This window comes from Olivibacter sp. EAT-5 (assembly GCF_044784325.1).
Classification (GTDB): Bacteria; Bacteroidota; Bacteroidia; order Sphingobacteriales; family Sphingobacteriaceae; genus Olivibacter; species Olivibacter oleidegradans.
Genome location: NZ_CP173028.1, coordinates 2,295,362 through 2,317,479, shown reverse-complemented (window position 1 = coordinate 2,317,479; position 22,118 = coordinate 2,295,362). Strand labels below are relative to the sequence as shown.

At 38.5% G+C, this 22,118-nt stretch carries 19 protein-coding genes and 2 pseudogenes; 5 read left to right on the top strand and 16 right to left on the bottom strand.

Annotation, left to right across the window (positions count from 1 at the left end; all coding sequences use genetic code 11):
- Window positions 1-583 precede the first annotated feature (583 nt).
- The 5 genes and pseudogenes from ACH11B_RS09555 to ACH11B_RS09535 all read left to right on the top strand — a co-directional run.
- Window positions 584-1,819, top strand: a complete 1,236-nt coding sequence (locus tag ACH11B_RS09555; protein ID WP_404274014.1) for a hypothetical protein — start codon at window positions 584-586, stop codon at window positions 1,817-1,819.
- Window positions 1,776-2,030, top strand: coding sequence for an IS66 family insertion sequence element accessory protein TnpA (gene tnpA, locus ACH11B_RS09550; protein WP_013663484.1), 255 nt, complete (start codon window positions 1,776-1,778; stop codon window positions 2,028-2,030). The genes ACH11B_RS09555 and tnpA (ACH11B_RS09550) overlap by 44 nt, the downstream gene beginning before the upstream one ends.
- A 1-nt stretch (window position 2,031) precedes the next feature.
- Window positions 2,032-2,385: an IS66 family insertion sequence element accessory protein TnpB gene (gene tnpB, locus ACH11B_RS09545; RefSeq protein ID WP_013668143.1), complete on the top strand. Its 354-nt coding sequence runs from the start codon at window positions 2,032-2,034 to the stop codon at window positions 2,383-2,385.
- 35 nt (window positions 2,386-2,420) lie between these two features.
- A complete protein-coding gene (gene tnpC / locus ACH11B_RS09540; RefSeq protein WP_134089258.1) occupies window positions 2,421-3,968 on the top strand; it encodes an IS66 family transposase in 1,548 nt (515 codons plus the stop codon).
- A gap of 16 nt (window positions 3,969-3,984) precedes the next feature.
- Window positions 3,985-4,215: pseudogene (locus tag ACH11B_RS09535) on the top strand (IS66 family transposase); the annotation flags it as partial.
- A gap of 316 nt (window positions 4,216-4,531) precedes the next feature.
- On the opposite strand, the gene ACH11B_RS09530 reads toward ACH11B_RS09535, so the two are convergent.
- The 16 genes and pseudogenes from ACH11B_RS09530 to ACH11B_RS09455 all read right to left on the bottom strand — a co-directional run bounded on the left by ACH11B_RS09530 (window position 4,532) and on the right by ACH11B_RS09455 (window position 22,078).
- Entirely contained in the window at window positions 4,532-5,626 is a 1,095-nt protein-coding gene (locus ACH11B_RS09530; RefSeq protein WP_377612060.1) for an acyltransferase family protein, read from the bottom strand.
- Between the two features lie 149 nt (window positions 5,627-5,775).
- Window positions 5,776-6,834 carry an acyltransferase family protein gene (locus tag ACH11B_RS09525; RefSeq protein WP_377612058.1) on the bottom strand — a complete coding sequence of 353 codons (1,059 nt, stop codon included), beginning with the start codon at window positions 6,832-6,834 and terminating at the stop codon, window positions 5,776-5,778.
- A gap of 67 nt (window positions 6,835-6,901) precedes the next feature.
- The gene (locus ACH11B_RS09520; RefSeq protein ID WP_377612056.1) at window positions 6,902-8,419 is read right to left on the bottom strand and encodes a glycoside hydrolase family 71 protein; all 1,518 of its coding nucleotides are present in this window, start codon (window positions 8,417-8,419) and stop codon (window positions 6,902-6,904) included.
- Window positions 8,420-8,469: 50 nt separating this feature from the next.
- Window positions 8,470-10,845: a GumC family protein gene (locus ACH11B_RS09515; protein ID WP_377612054.1), complete on the bottom strand. Its 2,376-nt coding sequence runs from the start codon at window positions 10,843-10,845 to the stop codon at window positions 8,470-8,472.
- Between the two features lie 14 nt (window positions 10,846-10,859).
- A complete protein-coding gene (locus tag ACH11B_RS09510; RefSeq protein ID WP_377612052.1) occupies window positions 10,860-11,633 on the bottom strand; it encodes a polysaccharide biosynthesis/export family protein in 774 nt (257 codons plus the stop codon).
- Window positions 11,634-11,654: 21 nt separating this feature from the next.
- Complete coding sequence (locus ACH11B_RS09505) at window positions 11,655-12,872, bottom strand: WcaI family glycosyltransferase (RefSeq protein WP_377612062.1); 1,218 nt, start codon at window positions 12,870-12,872, stop codon at window positions 11,655-11,657.
- 18 nt (window positions 12,873-12,890) lie between these two features.
- A pseudogene (locus tag ACH11B_RS09500) lies at window positions 12,891-13,121 on the bottom strand (IS66 family transposase); the annotation flags it as partial.
- 16 nt (window positions 13,122-13,137) lie between these two features.
- A complete protein-coding gene (gene tnpC, locus ACH11B_RS09495; protein ID WP_134089258.1) occupies window positions 13,138-14,685 on the bottom strand; it encodes an IS66 family transposase in 1,548 nt (515 codons plus the stop codon).
- Window positions 14,686-14,720: 35 nt separating this feature from the next.
- Entirely contained in the window at window positions 14,721-15,074 is a 354-nt protein-coding gene (tnpB, locus tag ACH11B_RS09490) for an IS66 family insertion sequence element accessory protein TnpB (RefSeq protein ID WP_013668143.1), read from the bottom strand.
- 1 nt (window position 15,075) lies between these two features.
- Window positions 15,076-15,357 carry an IS66 family insertion sequence element accessory protein TnpA gene (gene tnpA / locus ACH11B_RS09485; RefSeq protein WP_041387005.1) on the bottom strand — a complete coding sequence of 94 codons (282 nt, stop codon included), beginning with the start codon at window positions 15,355-15,357 and terminating at the stop codon, window positions 15,076-15,078.
- 148 nt (window positions 15,358-15,505) lie between these two features.
- Window positions 15,506-16,081: a WcaF family extracellular polysaccharide biosynthesis acetyltransferase gene (locus ACH11B_RS09480; RefSeq protein ID WP_377613358.1), complete on the bottom strand. Its 576-nt coding sequence runs from the start codon at window positions 16,079-16,081 to the stop codon at window positions 15,506-15,508.
- Window positions 16,078-17,208, bottom strand: a complete 1,131-nt coding sequence (locus tag ACH11B_RS09475; protein ID WP_377613357.1) for a glycosyltransferase — start codon at window positions 17,206-17,208, stop codon at window positions 16,078-16,080. The genes ACH11B_RS09480 and ACH11B_RS09475 overlap by 4 nt, the downstream gene beginning before the upstream one ends.
- A gap of 7 nt (window positions 17,209-17,215) precedes the next feature.
- Entirely contained in the window at window positions 17,216-18,307 is a 1,092-nt protein-coding gene (locus ACH11B_RS09470; RefSeq protein ID WP_377613356.1) for a glycosyltransferase, read from the bottom strand.
- 7 nt (window positions 18,308-18,314) lie between these two features.
- Window positions 18,315-19,610, bottom strand: coding sequence for a hypothetical protein (locus ACH11B_RS09465; protein ID WP_377613355.1), 1,296 nt, complete (start codon window positions 19,608-19,610; stop codon window positions 18,315-18,317).
- 128 nt (window positions 19,611-19,738) lie between these two features.
- Window positions 19,739-20,833, bottom strand: coding sequence for a hypothetical protein (locus tag ACH11B_RS09460; protein ID WP_377613354.1), 1,095 nt, complete (start codon window positions 20,831-20,833; stop codon window positions 19,739-19,741).
- Between the two features lie 15 nt (window positions 20,834-20,848).
- Entirely contained in the window at window positions 20,849-22,078 is a 1,230-nt protein-coding gene (locus ACH11B_RS09455; protein WP_377613353.1) for a glycosyltransferase, read from the bottom strand.
- Window positions 22,079-22,118 lie beyond the last annotated feature (40 nt).

Below are 22,118 nucleotides of genomic sequence, written 5' to 3'. Positions count from 1 at the left end.
GAGTAGTTAATAGGGGAAATGCCGGGCTCCCTACTGCCAGGTTCCCTTGTTCACTGAGGAGTTGTGAGTTGTGAATAGGGAATAGGTAACAGGGAGTGGTTAATAAGGGAAATGCCAAGCTCCCTACTAACAGGTTCCCTTGTTCACTGAGGAGTTGTGAGTTGTGAATAGGGAATAGGGAGTGGTTAATAAGGGAAATGCCAAGCTCCCTACTAACAGGTTCCCTTGTTCACTAAGGAGTTGTGAGCAGGTAACAGGGAGTAGTTAATAGTGGAATGCCAGGCTCCCTACTAACAGGTTCCCTTGTTCACTAGTGTTGTGAGTTGGTAACAGCGAGTAGTCAGCAGCAATTTTACAACCGTCGTTAACAATACACATTTTTCAATTTATAAATCATCATTTATTCTCATTTATACACATGAAATGAGGAAATAAATTCACAAAATGTGAATTTTATACACATTTACAAAACATATACTCAAAAAAATAGACAAAAAAATAATATTTCATTAACATTTCACGTAAAACATTTAAAATATTATCACGTTATTATAATGTTATTTACACATAACAGCCATTTACGATGATATTGAAGCCTTTCTTACTCACTTTTACCTTTTCTCTAGCCATTTTTTCGCTTTTTGCACAAGATTCACTTTATCATTTTAAATTGGAAGCGCAAGCAGGCGTTACCTCCAAGAACCATGTTCCCTTTTGGTTAAGATCTAACCAGTTTGGGTCGGGCCCCTTAGACGGCGCTTCCGGTAGTTTTATCGTCGGTGGGACTAAGCATTATGAAAGTAATTACCAAAAGGGTGGCAAATTCTTCGACTGGGGAGCTGGTTTCGAGGGTCGGGTAAATGGTGGCAACCGGGGCCAGTTTATCTTATTGGAAGCCTATGCAAAAATACGTTTAGCCATGTTTGAGTTAAAAGCCGGTCGTACGAAAGACGTAATGGGCTTAAATGGCGACACCACGCTAAGCTCCGGTAATTTTGCCGTATCCGGCAATGCACTCGGTATCCCGAAAGTAGCGATCTCTATTCCGAAATATTATACCTTACCGATATTTGATGGCTTGTTCGCTGTTAAAGGAAATATTGCACACGGGTGGGTGGGACGCATGCCTTTTCGAAAAGAGCAATTTGCCGACCCCAACCATCCTTACATTCAAGACGGCGTTCCTACTTATTTCCATCAAGCCTCCTTATACGGCCGTATCGGCAAATCGGAATGGCGCACTAAAGTCTTTTTAGGCATTAACCACGAAGCCTATTGGGGAAATGAGAAAGCAATTTATGGTAATTATTTTGGCTTGTCGCCTATCGAAACTTTTTATCACGTTTTGATTGGCAAGACTTACCGCTTTGGTGGGGGAACGGGTTATACGAAAATAGGTAATCAACTTGGTTCGGTAGACCTTGGCTTCCAATATGATTTTGATAAAGTCAGCCTATTGGTTTATCGGCAAAACATCTACGATGTAGGAGCCCTTTCCAGGCTCGCTAATATCCGCGACGGCTTAAATGGCATCACCCTGACGAACCGATTATATCAAGACGACATTCATAAAGGCTTTCAATGGAAGAAGATCTTAGTTGAGTTCTTATATACGAAAAACCAAGCGGGCGAAGAATGGTCAAAACCCACTAAATCGGGAGATGAAGATTATTATAACAACAGTTATTATGTATCCACCCTATGGTCCACGTCTATGAATAGTGTTATGTTGTTTCTAGCTTTGCTGTATGAGCAAAGAAGAAAAAAGATCGCAGATGCTATCGGTGATAGCAGATTGGCAGCAGAGCGGGAAAAGTAAGAAGGCTTACTGTTTGGAGAAAGGTATCAATGAAGCTACGTTTTATTACTGGTTTTCGCGCAGCAAAGAAAACGACACGTGCAGCGGTCGCTTTGTAGCAATGGAAAAGTCCGTCAAGAAAAGCGAAGTTGAAGTTATCTATCCCAATGGGGTGCGGATCAAGGTAGATACCGATCTTGGTTTACTTTCCCGGCTGATCCGTCTTTACTGATATGTTTTCATTGGGGTCCTCTCACCGGTTCTACCTCTACGATGGGCATTGCGACATGCGCAAATCATTTGACGGACTCTGCGGGCTGGTGATTTCGGTGATGAATCGGCAGCCGACCAGCGGTGAGGTATTTGTGTTTTTGAACCGTAGCCGTACCCATATCAAACTTCTGCACTGGGAACACGGCGGCTTTGTCCTTTATTACAAACGGCTGGAGCAGGGTACTTTTGGTACATCCTCACTTAAAAAAGGTGAACTGTCATGGAGCGATCTGGTATTGCTCATCGAGGGCGTCCAGGTTGTAAAATGCATACAGAAAAAACGCTATTCATTGCCACAAAAACAGCTTTTCTGATTGCAGGAACGCAGCTAAAACCGTATCTTTAGGGTATGGAAACAGCGCTGGAAAATCTATCAAAAGAGGAGCTTTTGGAGCTTGTTTCCACCCAGACCCTACAGATATCGTCGCTTTCCGAAGACCGGGAATCGCTGTCCCGGGAATCATCTGTAAAAGACGAAAAGATCGAATATCTGGAGTCCCAGCTTGCCATGTACAGGCGTATGCAGTTCGGCCAGAAGCGCGAACGCTTTGAAGGCGATCCCAACCAGACTGCACTCCCGTTTGAGGCAGAGCCTATAGCAGTAGAGCAGCAACAGGAGGAAATCAAACAAAAGATCGAGTATACCCGCAAACGCCCAAAGCATAAGGGACGTGCGAAGTTACCTGAACATCTATCTGTAGAAGAGATCAAGATCTATCCCGAAGGAGACCTGTCGGAAATGGTCTGCATCGGAAAAGAGATCACCGAGGAACTGGAGTGCGAGCCTGCAAAGTTTTATATCAAACGCTATATCCGCTATAAATACACGCCTAAAAAGGGAGATGGCGTACGTATCGGCGAACTTCCAGAGCGTGTCATCGACAGAGGTATCCCCGGAGCAGGCCTGTTGGCGATGATACTGACAGGAAAATACGTCGATCATCTCCCCCTGTACCGCCAGAAACAGATCTTCGCCAGAGAGAACATACAGATCGCTTCTTCAACGATCGAAGGATGGACAAAGGAATCCCTGATAAAACTCCAGCCGCTTTATGAACAGCTTGTTTTTGACATAAAGTCAAAAGGATATCTGCAGGTGGATGAAACCAGAATAAAAGTATTGGACAGTGACAAAAAGGGCGCTGCCCACCAGGGCTGGTATTGGGTGTACCATGCCCCGCTGGACGGTATGGTGCTGTTCGACTACCAGCCCACGCGCGGGCAGGTGGCCGCAAAGAAGCTGCTGGATACCTTCAAAGGCTACCTGCAGAGTGATGGGTACAAGGTCTACGAAAAGTATGGGCAGAAAAAAGATGTTACGCATCTGGCCTGCTGGGCACACACAAGAAGGGAATTCGAGCGTGCTTTGGATAATGACCGCCCAAGGGCAGAAAAAGCACTTCTGATGATACAGGGGCTCTATAAGATTGAACGAAGGGCAAAAGAAGAACAGCTTACCGCAGAGCAGGTCAAAGAACTGCGTCTTGAAGAATCCCTGCCCATCATCAACGAACTGGGCAAATGGATCTTTCAGGAGATAAAAAGCACACTCCCCAAAAGCCAGCTCGGTAAAGCAATGGCTTACGCATACTCCAGATGGGATGCCCTCTTAGCCTACCTGTATGATGGGAATCTGCAGATCGATACAAACCAATGCGAAAATGCCCTTAGACCCTGTTGTCTGGGTCGCAAGAACTACTTATTTGCAGGTAGCCATCAGGCAGCACAACGGGCCGCTATGATCTATTCCTTCTTTGCTATATGTAAAAAGCATGAAGTCAATCCGTTCCAATGGCTGAAGCATACTCTGCTAAATATTGCATCAATAAACCATAAAAACATAAAAGATCTGTATCCGCAGAACTATAAACAAATTATGCTCAAATCAAACACGTAGTCCATAGGACGGATACATAAGACCGGTTGCTCTGGGCCGGAAAAACTACCTCTTCGCAGGTAGCCATGAGGCAGCACAGCGATCGGCAATGATCTACTCGTTCTTCGCTATCTGCAAGAAGCATGAGGTAAACCCCTTCAAATGGCTAAAGCATACTTTGCTCAACATACCCGCCATCAACCATAAGAATCTAAAAGATCTTTACCCGCAGAACTATAAACAAATTAGCGACAAATCAAATATGTAGTTCGTCGGGCGGCTACTATATATGTTTGACCGCGTTCCGGGAGATGCCCGAAATGGAGCCTATCCTGCGGTTGCTGGTCCCATCGAGATGTAAGGTGATTATCTGTTTTAAGTCCATCGGATCAAGTTTGTTGGCCATGTCGCTGTATTTATATGATGCGACAAGGTAGTCCCTGATCTCCTAAAGTGGCACAAAACGAACCGTAACGCAATGGTCAATAGCAATCTGAAATGGCATCATTTAAACCGTAATTACTGGCACTTGTCTCGTCCTAGAAAAACTTTACAGTAAAGATTACAATTTTTCAATGACAATATTAGTTTAAAAAATGTCTTTCTACCAAAATATAAAATAAATATGATATGAATATAATGACTGGTACAACAATACACCACATTACTAAAAGCTGCAGGTCATATTCAAGGTGATAATGTTTCAATAACACCAAATTAGAGAGCGCTAAAAAAGGGCCATGGATAAGATACAAACTGTATGATATTTTCCCTAGAAATGTTGGAACCTTGGAAGATAAGGCCAAATCGAGATTACTCGGTCGCCCTTCTAATCTTAACTTCACCAATAGAAACAGGAAAATAGAAAACAAAACGCCAAACAGAACTTGTACCACTGGTGTTGCAGGAAAATGAAAATGTGCCAGTATTAACACAGGTATAAATGACAACAAATTAATATATAGGTATATTTTCTTCACTTGTATTCGATACTCATTGAAAGAAAAATAGGCAGCGATGACACCCATTAAAAATAGCAAAATAAATTGAGGAGAAGAAAAAGGCACTAATTTGTATAAGAAAGCTGTTAATAGGAAGAAGAAACAAAGCATTACAAAAATGTTCTTTTCTCTCCAAAGATACAACATAATAGGAAAAAGAAAATAAATATGCCATTCTGTAGCTACGCTCCAGTGAGCACCATTGATTTTATAAAGCCAATCTCTATTTAGATTATGAATCAATAAAAAATGGGCAAAAATATTTTCTGCGTTGATAGGAATTTTCGAATCCCACGCTGTTCCGCTAATTTTTTGTAAAGTTGGAATAAAGATGATAGATAAAATGCTTAATAAAAGGGCAAAATAATAAGGTGGAATAATTCTTTTAGCTCTCCTTTTAATATATCGTTTAAATCCGCCTTTCATTTGCAAATTGTTTCTAACGACTGGGATGGCAAGACAATATCCGGAAAGTACAATAAAGACAGAAACAGAAATATACCCAACTGATGTAAATTTTTGCAATACATTAAGTGCAAAGTTCGGAGAATACTGCACCTTATATTGAGTAAACAACATTGCGTGGTAAAATGCAACAAACAAAGCGCTATAACCTCTGATACCGTCTAAAAATCTATTCGTATTTTTGCCATTTTTTATATATTTAATATTAACCAAAGCTCCATTGTATGCCCGACGAATTTAAATTAAGGGGCTGACTAAATCATTTACATACTATCTTAACATATTATTCCAAAACCAACAACTTCACGTCGTTTATGCACCTCTGTTTGTAAGCCAATTTTCGCGCTTCCAATAGTTTGTGTTTATCTACCCCCCGTGATGAAACCATATACTTTGGGATATTTTTTTTTAATAAAAAAAGCAAGGAATACTCCTATCACAATAGTTGAGACAGGTGCTATGAGATAAACGCAAAATTTTGAAATCGATGTTACCCCGAAGACAGACATAAGCCCCTTCTTAATCATAGTTAATACGGGCTCATGAAAGACATAGATGAAAAAAGAATTTGAAAAAAAGGAGAATTGCTTTATCAAATTCTTGGCATACAACAAGTCGTACAAATTCCACAAGCTTAACATACCGACAATAATACCTAATTTGTACAAAAGAGTTATTCCTTCATTACTTGTACCTGCTCCAATAAAATAGGAATTTAAGCCTGACAAAATTATCCATATCAATAGAATACTTTTAGTAAATAAGGAGTTATCATTTGTCTTAACAAGAACATGCTTAAAATATATCGCAAAAAGACTTCCACTCGAAAAGAACAGTAAACTCTCTATTCTGACAATATAGAAAAAAGAATAGTTTAGAGACCAAAAGAAGGCTAGTATAACGATCCAAATACCATATGACTTCTTTGTAAGAAAATAAAGTGCAGGAGATATAATACACAATAGAAATAAGTCTTTTAAAAACCACAACTGGTAGGCAATTGGCCGCAAAATGATCCTACCAACGATCTGCTCCAAAGAATAAGATGTCAGTAAATCCTTTGAAAAAAACCGACTAAAAGGTGGCAAACTTTGGAGTACATAAAAAATGGCAAAGCTAAATACAGACCACAATAAATACGGCAATACTATACTCTTAACCCTTTTTCTTAACTTATCGATATATGAACGCTTGTTTGGGTAATAGTTTATAAAGAATAGGTATCCAGAAACAAAAAAGAAAGACGGCACCGCTATTCTTGCAATAACTTGCGATAAAAACAATTGAAGGAGATAGAAAAATCCCAAACTCCCGGAATTCGACTTAAGCGTTACATCAGGCCCATAAGCATGTAAAAAAACAACTAATAGTATTGAAATAAAGGAAATTACTACAAGCTTTTCGCTAAGAAATTTGTTCATTTATGTTACTAAAATAACCTTGTTCTTTTTTTAAGATATGTCAGAATTTCCCTAATCCTGCACTTTATTAAATATTTTTGCGACTATTACTTCCAGAGAAATACAATAAATTTTGATAAATGATTTTGTTGCTGATCGTTACGTCGCCGTTAAAAGAAATTTCTACTGCTCCATTTCTAATTAACTTGAATTTCGGTGTGCCTTCGACTGCAGGGACTTTGAATGATTGAATTCCTGAACCAAACTCCTTGGAATATTTCTTTCCAGCGATTTCGATTTCCAAACGGCCTGGCTTTGTTAAAAAAGCTAACAACTCAATTTCGTCTTTCGGTTCGTCACTTCCTCTTGCCGGCACAAACACCTTTTTCTGAAGGCTATTTTCGGGTTTAGCACTCGATGTACTATTACGATAAAAATAGTATAAAACATCTCTCTTTATCACAGGCATTCTGCCAAGCTTAAACCAAGACACATAGAACGCTGTTAGATCATAAAAGCCGTATTTAGTTGCTGTGTTAGGCGAGATCATAGTATTCTCGGCATAATCGTTCCACGTAATCAGCTGAACCCAATCTGCGTCTCCCTCAATTGCGTTCATCCACATTAGTCGAAACGCCGCACTGTTATCTGCTTCCCAATAAGCATACGCCCTAGGTCTGAAATCTTGTGGTGCGACTGGCATCATCCAAACTTCCGTTGAACCGGCGCTATTGAGATTACGCCGTTGTACCTTGACTTTGCTGAGTATATTTTTTGCTCTTTTGGGTACTTCTTTCCAAGTAACTTGTCTGCTCGGAGATCGTACACCCCAGTCCGACATCCCGTAACTTATTGAGCTAAATTCTTCGGCATATTTTGCCCACCCTTGAAAAACTGGGACAAAAGCAATGTCAATTCCTTTTCTATGCATGTTATTCAGCCAAGCTTTCCACCAAGAGGCAGTTTTTTTTTGAGCATTGTACGGTGCTACAACCAGCCTACCATCTTCTAACCTATACGCAGACTTATATTTACTTAGTGTAGAAACTATGTCTTCAAGTTGATCAGGATTTTTCCCAACTACCGAGTTCATGTCAGGCATTATCATTATTTTAAAGTTCCTATCGGTGTTTTGAGCTACACTAAACAACATTTTTGTTTTCTCCCAATGTCTACCTGTGAAACTTAAAATATTACAAGCAAATCCATCAATACCAATATCAGTGGCCAATTTAATTTCTGCACCAAAGTCTATCGCCCTCCAATTCGGCGAGCTATTACTGGCTCTTGGTAATGGCCTTGCTCTTAAATATCCACCGTATTCTTTATGTTTACCTTTTTCTCCAAGTGGATTTAAATATTGCTCAGAGTAGTAATCAGACTTTGGATCTTTGTTGTCTATTGATATAGGAAATTGAGTAAAATAATGCGCAAAAACTTTTTTTTTTGATTTTCGCAAAATGGATATAGAGGGTCTATCAAAAGGCAAGACGTCTTCGTTTTGTCGAAAATCATTTTTAAACTCGACTTGTTCACTTTTAGACAGCGATCCTAAATCGAGGCCAATAATCCCTAAAAGACAAGAAAAAAAAACAAACGCTTTCATATATCAATTTTTATTACAACGTTAATTTTACTATTTATAAGATGCATTAATCATCTTTTATTGAAAAGATTTTGAAAAAAGGTCTTCTTCTTTTCTTCTGTATGATAGTATCCATAGTTATATCCATAATATCCACCGTTGTTTTCACTAACATCATTGAGTATTATTCCCATATTCTTCATTTTCCCTTCCCGTCTCATATCTTCTGGTAGACCTAACAAATCTTGAGGGGTATGGTTTGCTCTTACAACATATAGGGTCACATCACAATGATCGCTCAAGAGTTGAGCATCAGTCACCGCTCCTATAGGGGGAGCATCAACAATTACGTAATCAAACCGTTCCTTAGCAAGATCTAACATCTCCTTGACTCTCGGATTTAATATCAATTCAGCTGGATTTGGAGGCATTGGTCCACAGGGACCAAACATGAGATTTTCAGCGACTTCTGTAATGAAAGCATCTAATGACATGTTTTCGTCGACAATAAAGTTACTTATCCCAACCCCTGTTTTACTTTTATAAGTTTTCGACAATTTCGGTTTCCGCAGGTCAAACTCTAGGAGTAATACTTTTTTACCAGAAACAGCATAAACATTTGCCAAATTTAGGGAAGTAAACGATTTACCCTCGCCTGGCATACCCGATGTAACTAAAATAACTTTGTCCTGCTTACTCTTGAACATAAATTGTAGATTCGTCCTTAGTGCTCTAAACTGTTCGGCAAGAGCTGATCGAGAAGATTTGAATTCAATTAAATCCACATTTTCTATAGCATGCCCCAGTTCCCCTAGCACAGGTATTTTTGTTCTTAATTCGACATCTTTTCTACCTGTCACCTTATCATTTAGTAAATCTTGAGCGTAAATACGGCCTGCCGGAATTAAAAGGGCAATAAATAATGCCGCCATCCAGATCATTGACTTCTTAGGACTGAATGGTGTCCGATCTGCCTTAGGAGGGTCTATAACTCTTATTCCCGCTATATTGGAAGTATTTGCTACTGCTGTCTCTTCTCGTTTCTGGAGAAGAAAAAGATATAATTCCTGCTTTAGTTGCTGTTGCCTAGATAAGTCTAAAAAAGCTCTTTCTTGTGCAGGTACATCTTTAATACCCACCTGCAGGCTAGCTGTTCTCTTTTCAAGCTCTTTTTTACTTGTGTTCAAAGATTCTCTCGTATTCCTAATATATGCTGCGATATTTGACTTAACAGATGCAATCCTTTGGTCGGCATTGACTACAAACGGATTGTCAGGCGTAAATGAGAGCAGCAGTCTCTCGCGCTCTAAAATTTGGTTATTGTAGCTAGATATTAATGAATTGAACGCCTGATCCATTTGTCCACCTAAGATTGACCCTGAAATAAGACTTTTCTTCTTTTCATCTTTGATTAGCTCGTCAACAGCATCTAACACTTCCATCCTCGCCTCAATATCTGTTAATTCCCTTATATATGTACTATTGTTTTCAAGCAGCAACTGAGATTGGGCAGAAATATTTGCGAGTCCTTTACCCTGCATAAAATCTTGAATATTTTGTTCTATTAACTCGAGTTCAGAATTGACTAGTAAAATCCGCTTATCGATAAATGCTATCGTACTATCTGCTATCCTGCTTTTGTCCTGCATATTTTGTCGTGTATACTCCTTTATAAAATTTGACAAAATATATTCTCCCTTTTCCCTATCAGAATAGTCTAATTGCAAATCTATAATCGTTGTCAGTTTGCTTGTTAGGTTTGCTGTTAGGGATCCAAGCAACTCAGCTGCCCTATTATCAACGTCTGTAATAACAACAGTATACGTATCTGAAGGACCGACGTCCTTACTACTTTCTCTTTTTATTATACATGCCCCTACTCCATCGACATTAAATATTCGCCCTATTTCTACGACAAGAGTCTTTACCTCTTTAGACCTTTCGCTCATAAACTCTAATCGAGCCTTATTATCCGTCGTAATACTAAATTCAAGAGTAGTTTTCGTCGGATTCTTTACACTTTCGACAATTTCGAATGAAAAAGGAGGATTAAAAATTTCCACATCTTTAACTGATCCCTGTTTAAACCATGTTACATTCAGCTTTAGGTCTTGAACCAATGATTCCATTAGAAATTTGGTCTTTAGAACCTCAACTTCATTATCTACACTATTTTTTGTACCCAATAAGCTTCCTAAATCCATACTAAGCTCAGCCCCGCCCCCATTGGATGATGTGTTGTTATCCTCTATTAAAAGTTTTGCCTTTACGTGGTATTCCGGTATTGCGATATATCTTACATAAAACCAAGCGATCGTAACACATAAAATTAAGCTAAAGGCCAGCAAAGGCCATGACTTGAAATATCGCATCGCATAGTTTCTCAAACTTGTTGACGGGGTATTACCCTCCTTGCCCCAAAAGTTCAGATCGTTAGTATTATTCATTGAAAAAATATAAATTATAATCTTGTTATTATTAAAGCCGCTGTTGACAACAATGAGGCAAATATCGCTATCACACTAAATCGTGAAGCATCAGCTGACGCTATCTTTCCCTTACTAGGTTCGACATATATGATATCATTTTGCTTTAGATAGTAATAAGGAGACGTGAACAATTTTGAGTCGTTTAAATTAAAGCGCACCATCTCTTTACCATGGGCTGTCTCTCGTATGAGCAAAACATTCTCTCTTTTTCCATAAATCGTTAAATCTCCAGCTAGGCCAATTGCATCAAGAATATTAACTTTCTCATTTGGAACTGTATAGCTTGAAGGTCTTGCAACTTCTCCGATAACCGTAATTTTAAAATTCACAAATCGAACCTGTACCGTCGGCTTGACAAAAAAAGCCACTGCTTTTTCTCTTATCAAATTACGCGCCTCATAAGTTGTCAGGCCGCCAAGCTTCACAAAACCAATCATTGGAAGCTCGACCTCTCCATTCTTATCAACGACAAAGCCAGTGGCTCTTTGCTGCCCCCCAGGAGCAACGACTGTGTTGTCTGTAGCCGCTTCATTTACGGTTGCCGATGCCGATGGTTCGACGGTCTGAATGGATATATCTAAAATATCATCAGGCTTAATTGTTGGTTCACCGTACGGCGCTTCGGCTATCTTACTATATTCAGAAGGCGATATATTTTTAAAGTATGGTATCGTTTTATTACTACTGCACCCACACATTACAAAAGCTGCTAAAAGGGACATAACCCATAAATTTCTTCTACGCATATAATATTCTGTTTGTCTATACTACTTTTTGCTATCTGTTAATTCTTGAAGATCTTTTTCAAATCTTGTTAAAATTTGGTTCTTGTCGAGATTTGTTGCCGCATAATTTCTGGCATTATCTCGATATTTTTTTAAATCGCTATTTAACGCTGTTAATATGCCCGCCATCAAAGCCTCTTCATTTTCAGGTTCTGTCAAGATTCCAAGAGTGTTTTCGTGGATTACATCATATAAAGAGCTTCCCGGGATCGCCGTTACGATTGCACAACCACCGGAAGCTAATATACTTGTTAGCTTTGAGGGCATCACAAGATCGCTTGCAGACTTTTTTTGCAATACTAAGTGCAAATCAGCAGAGGCCAAAAGGGCAGATAATTTTTCATATGGCTGTAACGGAAAAAACTTGACGTTACTAAGCCCTTTCCCGATAGCTAAGCCTTCCAACTTCTCTCTTCCAGCTCCAGAACCTACAATCACGAAATGAACATTAGTCAAATTTTTCAAACGTTCCGCAATAGTTATTATGGATTCTAATCCTTGTTTTTCTCCTAAATTTCCAGCATATAAAATAACTTTGTCTGAAAACGGTATGCCCCACTCAATTCTCAATGACTCTCTTTGCGATAAAGGCGTTATCACTTTTGAATCAACCCAATTTGGAAACATTCTAAATTTATCTTCAGGAACTTGTTTTGCAATTATCTTTCGTCTCATCCCTATACTTATCGATGTCACCATATCACTTCGCTGTAAAAGACTTTTTTCAAACTTAAACATAAAGTTTAATAAGGCTTTGTTTTTTATCATTTGCAGATCCTTAGCTGCGTCAATTTGTAAATCCTGTATATGTGTAACAAGTTTCGCATTTCTAAGCTTGGAATAAAGGAATGGATATAATCCCAAATGAAAGGGAGGATTGATATTCACCACAATATCATACTTCCGTTTAAACAAGAACGTGAACCATATAGGAAAAACACTTACTATAAAAGAAAGCTCATGTATAATACGTTTAACCGAATTTACGTTTTTAGGAACGTATATAGGGACCCTAAAAACCTCAGCATTATCAATTATCTCTTTGTGCCAACCCCTCTTCGAATAATCCTTATGAACCCGCCATTCTGGATAGTACGGCATTGCCGTTACAACTGCAACCTTATGGCCTCTTTGTGCAAACCAACTGCCCATTTCTCCAGTATATTTACCTATTCCAGTTAGCTCTGGAGCATAGTTAATGCGTAGCCGCCCGACGAACTACATATTTGATTTGTCGCTAATTTGTTTATAGTTCTGCGGGTAAAGATCTTTTAGATTCTTATGGTTGATGGCGGGTATGTTGAGCAAAGTATGCTTTAGCCATTTGAAGGGGTTTACCTCATGCTTCTTGCAGATAGCGAAGAACGAGTAGATCATTGCCGATCGCTGTGCTGCCTCATGGCTACCTGCGAAGAGGTAGTTTTTCCGGCCCAGAGCAACCGGTCTTATGTATCCGTCCTATGGACTACGTGTTTGATTTGAGCATAATTTGTTTATAGTTCTGCGGATACAGATCTTTTATGTTTTTATGGTTTATTGATGCAATATTTAGCAGAGTATGCTTCAGCCATTGGAACGGATTGACTTCATGCTTTTTACATATAGCAAAGAAGGAATAGATCATAGCGGCCCGTTGTGCTGCCTGATGGCTACCTGCAAATAAGTAGTTCTTGCGACCCAGACAACAGGGTCTAAGGGCATTTTCGCATTGGTTTGTATCGATCTGCAGATTCCCATCATACAGGTAGGCTAAGAGGGCATCCCATCTGGAGTATGCGTAAGCCATTGCTTTACCGAGCTGGCTTTTGGGGAGTGTGCTTTTTATCTCCTGAAAGATCCATTTGCCCAGTTCGTTGATGATGGGCAGGGATTCTTCAAGACGCAGTTCTTTGACCTGCTCTGCGGTAAGCTGTTCTTCTTTTGCCCTTCGTTCAATCTTATAGAGCCCCTGTATCATCAGAAGTGCTTTTTCTGCCCTTGGGCGGTCATTATCCAAAGCACGCTCGAATTCCCTTCTTGTGTGTGCCCAGCAGGCCAGATGCGTAACATCTTTTTTCTGCCCATACTTTTCGTAGACCTTGTACCCATCACTCTGCAGGTAGCCTTTGAAGGTATCCAGCAGCTTCTTTGCGGCCACCTGCCCGCGCGTGGGCTGGTAGTCGAACAGCACCATACCGTCCAGCGGGGCATGGTACACCCAATACCAGCCCTGGTGGGCAGCGCCCTTTTTGTCACTGTCCAATACTTTTATTCTGGTTTCATCCACCTGCAGATATCCTTTTGACTTTATGTCAAAAACAAGCTGTTCATAAAGCGGCTGGAGTTTTATCAGGGATTCCTTTGTCCATCCTTCGATCGTTGAAGAAGCGATCTGTATGTTCTCTCTGGCGAAGATCTGTTTCTGGCGGTACAGGGGGAGATGATCGACGTATTTTCCTGTCAGTATCATCGCCAACAGGCCTGCTCCGGGGATACCTCTGTCGATGACACGCTCTGGAAGTTCGCCGATACGTACGCCATCTCCCTTTTTAGGCGTGTATTTATAGCGGATATAGCGTTTGATATAAAACTTTGCAGGCTCGCACTCCAGTTCCTCGGTGATCTCTTTTCCGATGCAGACCATTTCCGACAGGTCTCCTTCGGGATAGATCTTGATCTCTTCTACAGATAGATGTTCAGGTAACTTCGCACGTCCCTTATGCTTTGGGCGTTTGCGGGTATACTCGATCTTTTGTTTGATTTCCTCCTGTTGCTGCTCTACTGCTATAGGCTCTGCCTCAAACGGGAGTGCAGTCTGGTTGGGATCGCCTTCAAAGCGTTCGCGCTTCTGGCCGAACTGCATACGCCTGTACATGGCAAGCTGGGACTCCAGATATTCGATCTTTTCGTCTTTTACAGATGATTCCCGGGACAGCGATTCCCGGTCTTCGGAAAGCGACGATATCTGTAGGGTCTGGGTGGAAACAAGCTCCAAAAGCTCCTCTTTTGATAGATTTTCCAGCGCTGTTTCCATACCCTAAAGATACGGTTTTAGCTGCGTTCCTGCAATCAGAAAAGCTGTTTTTGTGGCAATGAATAGCGTTTTTTCTGTATGCATTTTACAACCTGGACGCCCTCGATGAGCAATACCAGATCGCTCCATGACAGTTCACCTTTTTTAAGTGAGGATGTACCAAAAGTACCCTGCTCCAGCCGTTTGTAATAAAGGACAAAGCCGCCGTGTTCCCAGTGCAGAAGTTTGATATGGGTACGGCTACGGTTCAAAAACACAAATACCTCACCGCTGGTCGGCTGCCGATTCATCACCGAAATCACCAGCCCGCAGAGTCCGTCAAATGATTTGCGCATGTCGCAATGCCCATCGTAGAGGTAGAACCGGTGAGAGGACCCCAATGAAAACATATCAGTAAAGACGGATCAGCCGGGAAAGTAAACCAAGATCGGTATCTACCTTGATCCGCACCCCATTGGGATAGATAACTTCAACTTCGCTTTTCTTGACGGACTTTTCCATTGCTACAAAGCGACCGCTGCACGTGTCGTTTTCTTTGCTGCGCGAAAACCAGTAATAAAACGTAGCTTCATTGATACCTTTCTCCAAACAGTAAGCCTTCTTACTTTTCCCGCTCTGCTGCCAATCTGCTATCACCGATAGCATCTGCGATCTTTTTTCTTCTTTGCTCATACAGCAAAGCTAGAAACAACATAACACTATTCATAGACGTGGACCATAGGGTGGATACGTTAATGCCAAAAATCAGTATTCTCATGCGATAATATATACAAACTCTTTACTCTACTACATAAATAGTAGAAAGTTTTTTTTCTTTATTTTAATCTTTCCACCGTGTACTTACACGTACGGCTGGGTTGCCTCGATATATACTATTTCCCTCAGTTGACTTTGTAATTACAGACCCTGCCGCAATTATAGTATCGGTAGCAATTTCGACATTCGGTCCTACAAAACAAGAGGCGCCAACCCAACACCCACTATCCAATACTATAGGCCCATTTTTATAAGGCATATTAAATTCTCTATAATTGTGATTGCCTCCACACAAAAATGAGCGCTGACTTATACAAACATTGTCACCAATCGAAACACCTTCAAAATTTAGAATAAAAACTTCTTCTCCTAGCCATAAATTCTGTCCTGCAACCATTTTCCAAGGAAAGTGTATGTTAACTCTAGGCTTTATCACCAAACCCCTCCCTATTTTTGCACCGAACCAAATTAGAATCTTCCTTTTGAAGCCGTTAGGAAAGGGAATTGAAGAAAGAAAAAAAAGAACCTTGACACAATACCACAAAATTTCCTTAAACCTGCTTGCGCCACGATCAAGTCCGGCAGAGGCATTGAATGCGCCTAAATCGACCTTTGACTCTTTATTTATATTATTTCTCATGTACTTCTTTTAAACCGTTCACATATACTTATATATTGAGAAGCCCGCTCTGCAGCTGACGGGATAGTTTTTAAAATCTCGAGTCCCTTTTCGACGAGTTCTTTATACACACTTTCATCGGATTTAAGACGAATAAGTATATCGGCAATACTCTTTGGGCTAAAAGGATCGAAGTACATAGCTGCATCACCACAAATTGCTTTAGCAAAGTCCAAATTCGAAGTTACTATAGGCTTTCTCATCTTCATTGCCTCTGGATATGTCGCAGTGAAGCATTCCAACTGAGTCGGCAAAAACATTGCATCACACTCTGCATATAACCTTGGGCATTCGGAAGCCTTTACTGTTCCTAAACAATGTATATTGGAATTAGAACCAAAAAGCAAAGTTCCATCCTTAGGTGGAATTGTAACATAAAAATGGAAGTTGTTATACCCCCTGTTTTGCAACTCTAACGAAACATCTTTTATTATTGATAAATTTTTATGAGGGAAATTAGAAGAGACGGTTAATAAGCGAAACTCATCACCTTTTTCTCGATCTATTAGTTTAACTTGTTCTTCATACTTATAACTGTCAAAATAATGGTTGAACGTATTACTGACAACTTCAATCTGAGATTCAGGAATAGATAAATGTTTTGTCAAACGACTTTTAACATCTTTCGTTTCAACAACATATAAATCAGCTTCTCGTTTCATGAAAAATGTCTTAAAAGCTACTTCTAACCGTTGTTTAAGCCATTGCTTTAATGGAAGTGCTTTGATAAACTTTGAATCCTGATTAATTGCCCATGGATACGCAAAACCATAAATATGTGGTATAGAAGGTTTCCAATAAGTTGGACCGAATATAGAGAAGACACAATCAGGGTTCTCCTCATTTATTAATATAGCTAATTCTTTTCGATAAGACAAATAACCTTTTGTAAAAGGAGGAACAAACGACACTTCCACGAACCGGAAATTGTCTGGGAACGAGGTCATATCTATCTGTGATTTAACCTGTGATGAGAGCAATATCAAGTAAGCATGTTTCTTTATATTTTTGAGTTCTTCTATGAACGACAAAGTTACTTGCAAAGCACCACTTTGTTTAATGTTAGATGTATTTATGACTATTCGCATCAATGTATTATTTAGTTGAAATAATCCGATTTACCGAGTTAACTGCGTTATTCACCATAAAATCCATTGAAAGGTTATTCTTAGCAAACATTCTTGCTTGCTTAGACATTTCCTCAATATCTTTGATATTAAGACTATTAACATACTCCAGAAATTCCTTAAGTGAATCGAAGAGTTTACCATTAACGCCGTCTTTAATATAAGCATATTCCACACATTGTCTAAAATCCTCCGATCTACGGAAAGTAAATATAGGTTTACCATAAGCCAACGCTTCGACAATTGACAACCCAACCCAACCTGGTTGAAAATAAATATCCGCTAGCTGGAACAAGTCATCCTTTATTGCACTTTCATAAACTGCCCCAAAATCATATACATTCTTAAACGATGAAAAATCAGGTTTCAAATATCCCTCACCAATAATAATAAATCCGTACTGAGAGCTATCTAATCTTTTAATCGTTTCAATTAGAATGTCAACCCGTCTTAATGGTTCGTTAAACCTTGCACAATAAATAAACACAGTCGAATGTTCTATCTTATACCTTTTTTTTAAGGAGTCTTTGTCAAATTCGATCATCTCAAGAATCCTACTAATACCTGATATGGTATTGTTAAGACTTACACCCTTTTCAACTGAATTTTTTTCCCAAATAGCTTTCTCCCTAAATGTATAATACCAGACAGAATCCGATAGACTGATCATATAGCTCAATAATCTGCTCGGTTTTTGTTCCTCTTTCAAATACCTTTTAACAGAAATGCCATGCCCCCATAAAACAATTTTTCTCTTATGCAGTAGCTTTGTCAACAATAAAAACCATGTAGTCAAATGCCCAAAATGTAGCATTAATATAACGACGGAATATTCTCTTTTTAAGAAAACTAATGGATTAAATACAAGAAATTTTGCCAGGCTAAATGACTTGATATATTTAACTGATATATTATTTGTTACACTGAAATTGGCAGAATCAGATTTCTTTTGGGTTTCGTAACAATAAATGTCCACATCGAATTGTTGACTAAGTTGCTCAAAAAATTCTTCTCGATAATGAGGAACTAAAGGTTGTAATATTGCAATTCTAGTCTTCATAATTTTCTTAACTGATACTTCTTTTTCTATATGCTATTCTGTCAACCACAAAACATGCAGCTAAAAAACCTACGTAATATGCTATGCCATTCATTAGGTCGCCTCTTAGTAAAAAGAAAAGATAAAAGGAAAAGTAAACAGCACTGTAGAAGCGGCCATCATGCTTTAAAATATTAAACTGAAGTTTTGAGAAATATAAAGCTAGTGCGATACAAAATACTATGACTCCTAATAACCCAAAATTTATATATCCCTCTGCAGGATAGGGAAAGGAAATATTTGTAAAATCAGGTCCATAACGATATATGTAACCCTCTACAACTGTTTGCCCAGAACCATATGGTTTTGTCGCCCACACAGATCTTGGAACAAAAAAGAAAATAGACCCCAACAAAAGCTTGCCAAGTGAATAACCGTAAATCTCAACATAGGTAATGCAGTTCGAAACAACTGACCAAGCATCATAGTGAATTTCAAGAAAGTGCGCATATACTACATCGCCTATTTTATCAATACTAGTTATTGTTGTAACAAATCCATTCCATTTCTCATTTAATGTACCGCTTTTATGTGTAAAAAGAGATGAAAGGGGAAAAAGTACCACGAATACGGAAAAAAACGTTATAAAAAAGTTCTTCCTCTTCTTGAAGAAGTCTTCGAAAAGAAAAAACAAAATAGTCATATACATCGGACCAATGGCATTCCGTTTTTCAGTAATCGGGTTTTTCACGATAAAAACACACATCAATAGCACACAGAATAAAATAATGAATTTTGATTTCGCAATTGCTTTCTTTTCCGACATTAACCTTAATAGTGCAGCGAATGGGATCATCAATAAAAATTTCTTGACTATTAAACTAGAAGAACGTTCTTCCTTAAAATCGAACTGGCTTTCACCTTGAATGGAGCTCAAAAGAAAAGGGACAGAAATACAGACAACAACGCCTACTAAAACAAAAAGAACTTTGATATTGAGTGATCCCATATCTGAAGCAATACCTAGATAATCCACTTTCTCTTTAAAATATCGCGACTGATTAACGTTAACGTTTACAGTATAAATGGTAACAAAAGATAATAGAATAATAATATTTGTTAGTATCGCATTATCCAGCCTAAACAATGTTCCATTAACCAAATTACCCTGATTTACTGAAAGTTGGACTAAAGGTGCTACGAAGAAAAATAATAGATAAAATATGTAGGTGCAAATCAAAAACGGATTAAACTCTGGTCGAGCACTTGATTTGTAGAGAAGAAAACTAAACACCAACAAATTAACGGCAAAGGAAACTTGCAAAGCTATAGGTATTGGGCAAGTAAACACATATAGAAAGCACGCTATGCAAATAAAACCAATTATCTTATACATCTATACTATCTCCGTGAATATCCTTTAATCGTGTTTTCAATTCTCTTTGCGAAGGATTAATTAGTAAATATTTCACTCATTGAGTCCTTAGCTAAATTATATTGAAAATAGTTTACCTTTTTAATTTCCTCTACAAGAAGTGAACTCTCATTGAAAGTTTTATTGAGCGTTTCAAATGTCAAACTTGAGTGGAACACCAATTTGTCAAGGCCTATACTACTATATATGTTATCTATTTTAGAAGTTTTCGCATTTCCATCGGTTATTGCAATTGGAATCGCTTCATAAATTTGCGAAAGTAGCAAAACATGAAGCCTATTGCTTATCAAGCTTAAAAACTCATTATAAAAATCTCTGTCATTCCAATGGAGACACTTTTCGTTAAACAAAACTTTATCACTATGCTCTCCATTTATACTATCGTAAAGTCGCTTGTTGAATTCGCGATCCCGCTCCACCTGATAAAATACAACGACATCAAATCCCTTTTCAATAAAAAACTCTGAATATGTCCGTACGGATTCAAATATAACCTTATTTAGTTCATCATTTTTCAGGTCTCTAAAAGAAATCCCAACTTTACTTCTATTATCTGATAAGATTACCTTTTCTCTCATTAAAAAACACAAGTCTGGAAAGTATTTGGCGTTCAATATATCTATACCCTGTAGTAAATCACGATTCGCAATACTTCGCACATAAATTCCTTTCAGTACGCTAGCATATAACTTTTGCAGTTTGCTATCGAATAAAGATTTTACAATCAAATCCACTCCAACCAAGAAAGATAAACATTGTCGAGATTTCATTACAGCAAAAATGTAATAAAATATAAGGTACCGTAATGCCTCCGACAAAGATGAGGCTCCCCCAAAAGGACCAGGGCTTTTAAAAAGATGCGTAAATCTAAAGTTCTTAAGAAAAGGAAGCAATAGTAGCCCTTTTCCTTTTAAACTGATTGTACTAATATCAGACAACTGATGTACTTTTGGATTATCAATTAATATATTGACAAATTCTTTAGATGCGTTCTTCGAATCTATATAGACTTCACCATAGTTCGCCAATTCATCTACTAAACACTTGTTAATTAAAAGATCACCCATATTATCATACTGCGTAGCAAGTATGAATAGTATTTTTTTTGCCATTTTAAATATATTATATTACTTTGTCGCTTTCGATAAACCAGACAGCGTTCTCGCAAAACCATGGTAATTCATCTTTGCGTTGTATTTTGAGTTCCATATTTGTTTCACCTGTTCTCTCCTTATTGTACTACTTATTAGCTGCTCTATAGCTACGCAAACACTTTGGATATCGATGTTTAAAGGCAATAGCTTCCCTGTCGAGTTGTCTACAATTTCTTTAGTGCCACCCACATCAGTCGCAACAACAGGAATGCCGAACGACTGTGCTTCCATTATCGACACAGGTATTCCTTCGGATGTACTTAGATTAACAAACAAATCAACAGGAGCACTACCGTAAAAATCGTAAATCTCTTGGTTCTTAACGTTACCTCGTAAATCCACTATCAAGTTGTAAGAATTGGTTGAATCGACAAGAGATTTTAAACTGTCAAAAAGAGAACCGGCACCAAAGTGTGTCCACTTTATCTTCAGAGTAGGATTTCTTTCTGAAAATTCTAAAAGCGATCTAAATATCAATTCAACTCTCTTGAGCCCTTCCACTCTAGACACAGAAACTATTGATAATTGCCCATTCTCTGACGTCAGAGAGATCTGGTTCCTATCGAAAACACCCAATCTGGAAACACTAACCTTATCTTTAATTCCGTATCGTTGCTCTAAAAATGTTTTGCCATCGTCAGATACAGAATAAACTTGATCGACGTTCTCCAAACAAAACTTCCTATACGGCCAAAATTGCAAAGTGTCTATTCCTTCTTCATATATATCATACCTATGTGCTCGTGAGACAATTTTAATATCAAGATTTAGCTTCTGCCGAAGTTTCAAAAGCGTATATGTTGATTCGCTAAACCAATAAGTGTATATGATCTTATAATCATTAAAAAGTTCAATATTATTGAGAAAAAATTTTCGAAAAGCAACGACTCGTGAAGTAAAATGAAACACTAACAAAAAATCTTTGTAGGTAGAAACCTTACTACGATGGTCCCATAAACATTTATAAAACATGCCAGAACACAACGTGATTATTGCCCTTGCCACTTTTCGTTTAAAAATTGCTGCAAGCTCCTTTCCCACACGCACATTAGCCGGAACCTCCCTCCGGAAAACCGAAATTTCCGAAGGAAATATCTGAATAGTTTCAAAGTATTCCGACAGTATATTAATTTCGGATTCTAAAAAAGCTTCAGTTTTAAAATAAGGAAATCTCCTCGTTATTAATAGCAAATTATTCTTCATATAAGCGTCTTAAACAAATAGTAACTGATCCACACCGTTG

Excerpts from the sequence above, each read along its gene's own strand:
- ACH11B_RS09555 (WP_404274014.1), top strand. The coding sequence starts at position 584 with ATGATATTGAAGCCTTTCTTACTCACTTTTACCTTTTCTCTAGCCATT.
- tnpA (WP_013663484.1), top strand. The coding sequence starts at position 1,776 with ATGCTATCGGTGATAGCAGATTGGCAGCAGAGCGGGAAAAGTAAGAAG.
- tnpB (WP_013668143.1), top strand. The coding sequence starts at position 2,032 with ATGTTTTCATTGGGGTCCTCTCACCGGTTCTACCTCTACGATGGGCAT.
- tnpC (WP_134089258.1), top strand. The coding sequence starts at position 2,421 with ATGGAAACAGCGCTGGAAAATCTATCAAAAGAGGAGCTTTTGGAGCTT.
- ACH11B_RS09525 (WP_377612058.1), bottom strand. The coding sequence starts at position 6,834 with ATGAACAAATTTCTTAGCGAAAAGCTTGTAGTAATTTCCTTTATTTCA.
- ACH11B_RS09520 (WP_377612056.1), bottom strand. The coding sequence starts at position 8,419 with ATGAAAGCGTTTGTTTTTTTTTCTTGTCTTTTAGGGATTATTGGCCTC.
- ACH11B_RS09515 (WP_377612054.1), bottom strand. The coding sequence starts at position 10,845 with ATGAATAATACTAACGATCTGAACTTTTGGGGCAAGGAGGGTAATACC.
- ACH11B_RS09510 (WP_377612052.1), bottom strand. The coding sequence starts at position 11,633 with ATGCGTAGAAGAAATTTATGGGTTATGTCCCTTTTAGCAGCTTTTGTA.
- tnpC (WP_134089258.1), bottom strand. The coding sequence starts at position 14,685 with ATGGAAACAGCGCTGGAAAATCTATCAAAAGAGGAGCTTTTGGAGCTT.
- tnpB (WP_013668143.1), bottom strand. The coding sequence starts at position 15,074 with ATGTTTTCATTGGGGTCCTCTCACCGGTTCTACCTCTACGATGGGCAT.
- tnpA (WP_041387005.1), bottom strand. The coding sequence starts at position 15,357 with ATGAGCAAAGAAGAAAAAAGATCGCAGATGCTATCGGTGATAGCAGAT.
- ACH11B_RS09480 (WP_377613358.1), bottom strand. The coding sequence starts at position 16,081 with ATGAGAAATAATATAAATAAAGAGTCAAAGGTCGATTTAGGCGCATTC.
- ACH11B_RS09475 (WP_377613357.1), bottom strand. The coding sequence starts at position 17,208 with ATGCGAATAGTCATAAATACATCTAACATTAAACAAAGTGGTGCTTTG.
- ACH11B_RS09470 (WP_377613356.1), bottom strand. The coding sequence starts at position 18,307 with ATGAAGACTAGAATTGCAATATTACAACCTTTAGTTCCTCATTATCGA.
- ACH11B_RS09460 (WP_377613354.1), bottom strand. The coding sequence starts at position 20,833 with ATGGCAAAAAAAATACTATTCATACTTGCTACGCAGTATGATAATATG.
- ACH11B_RS09455 (WP_377613353.1), bottom strand. The coding sequence starts at position 22,078 with ATGAAGAATAATTTGCTATTAATAACGAGGAGATTTCCTTATTTTAAA.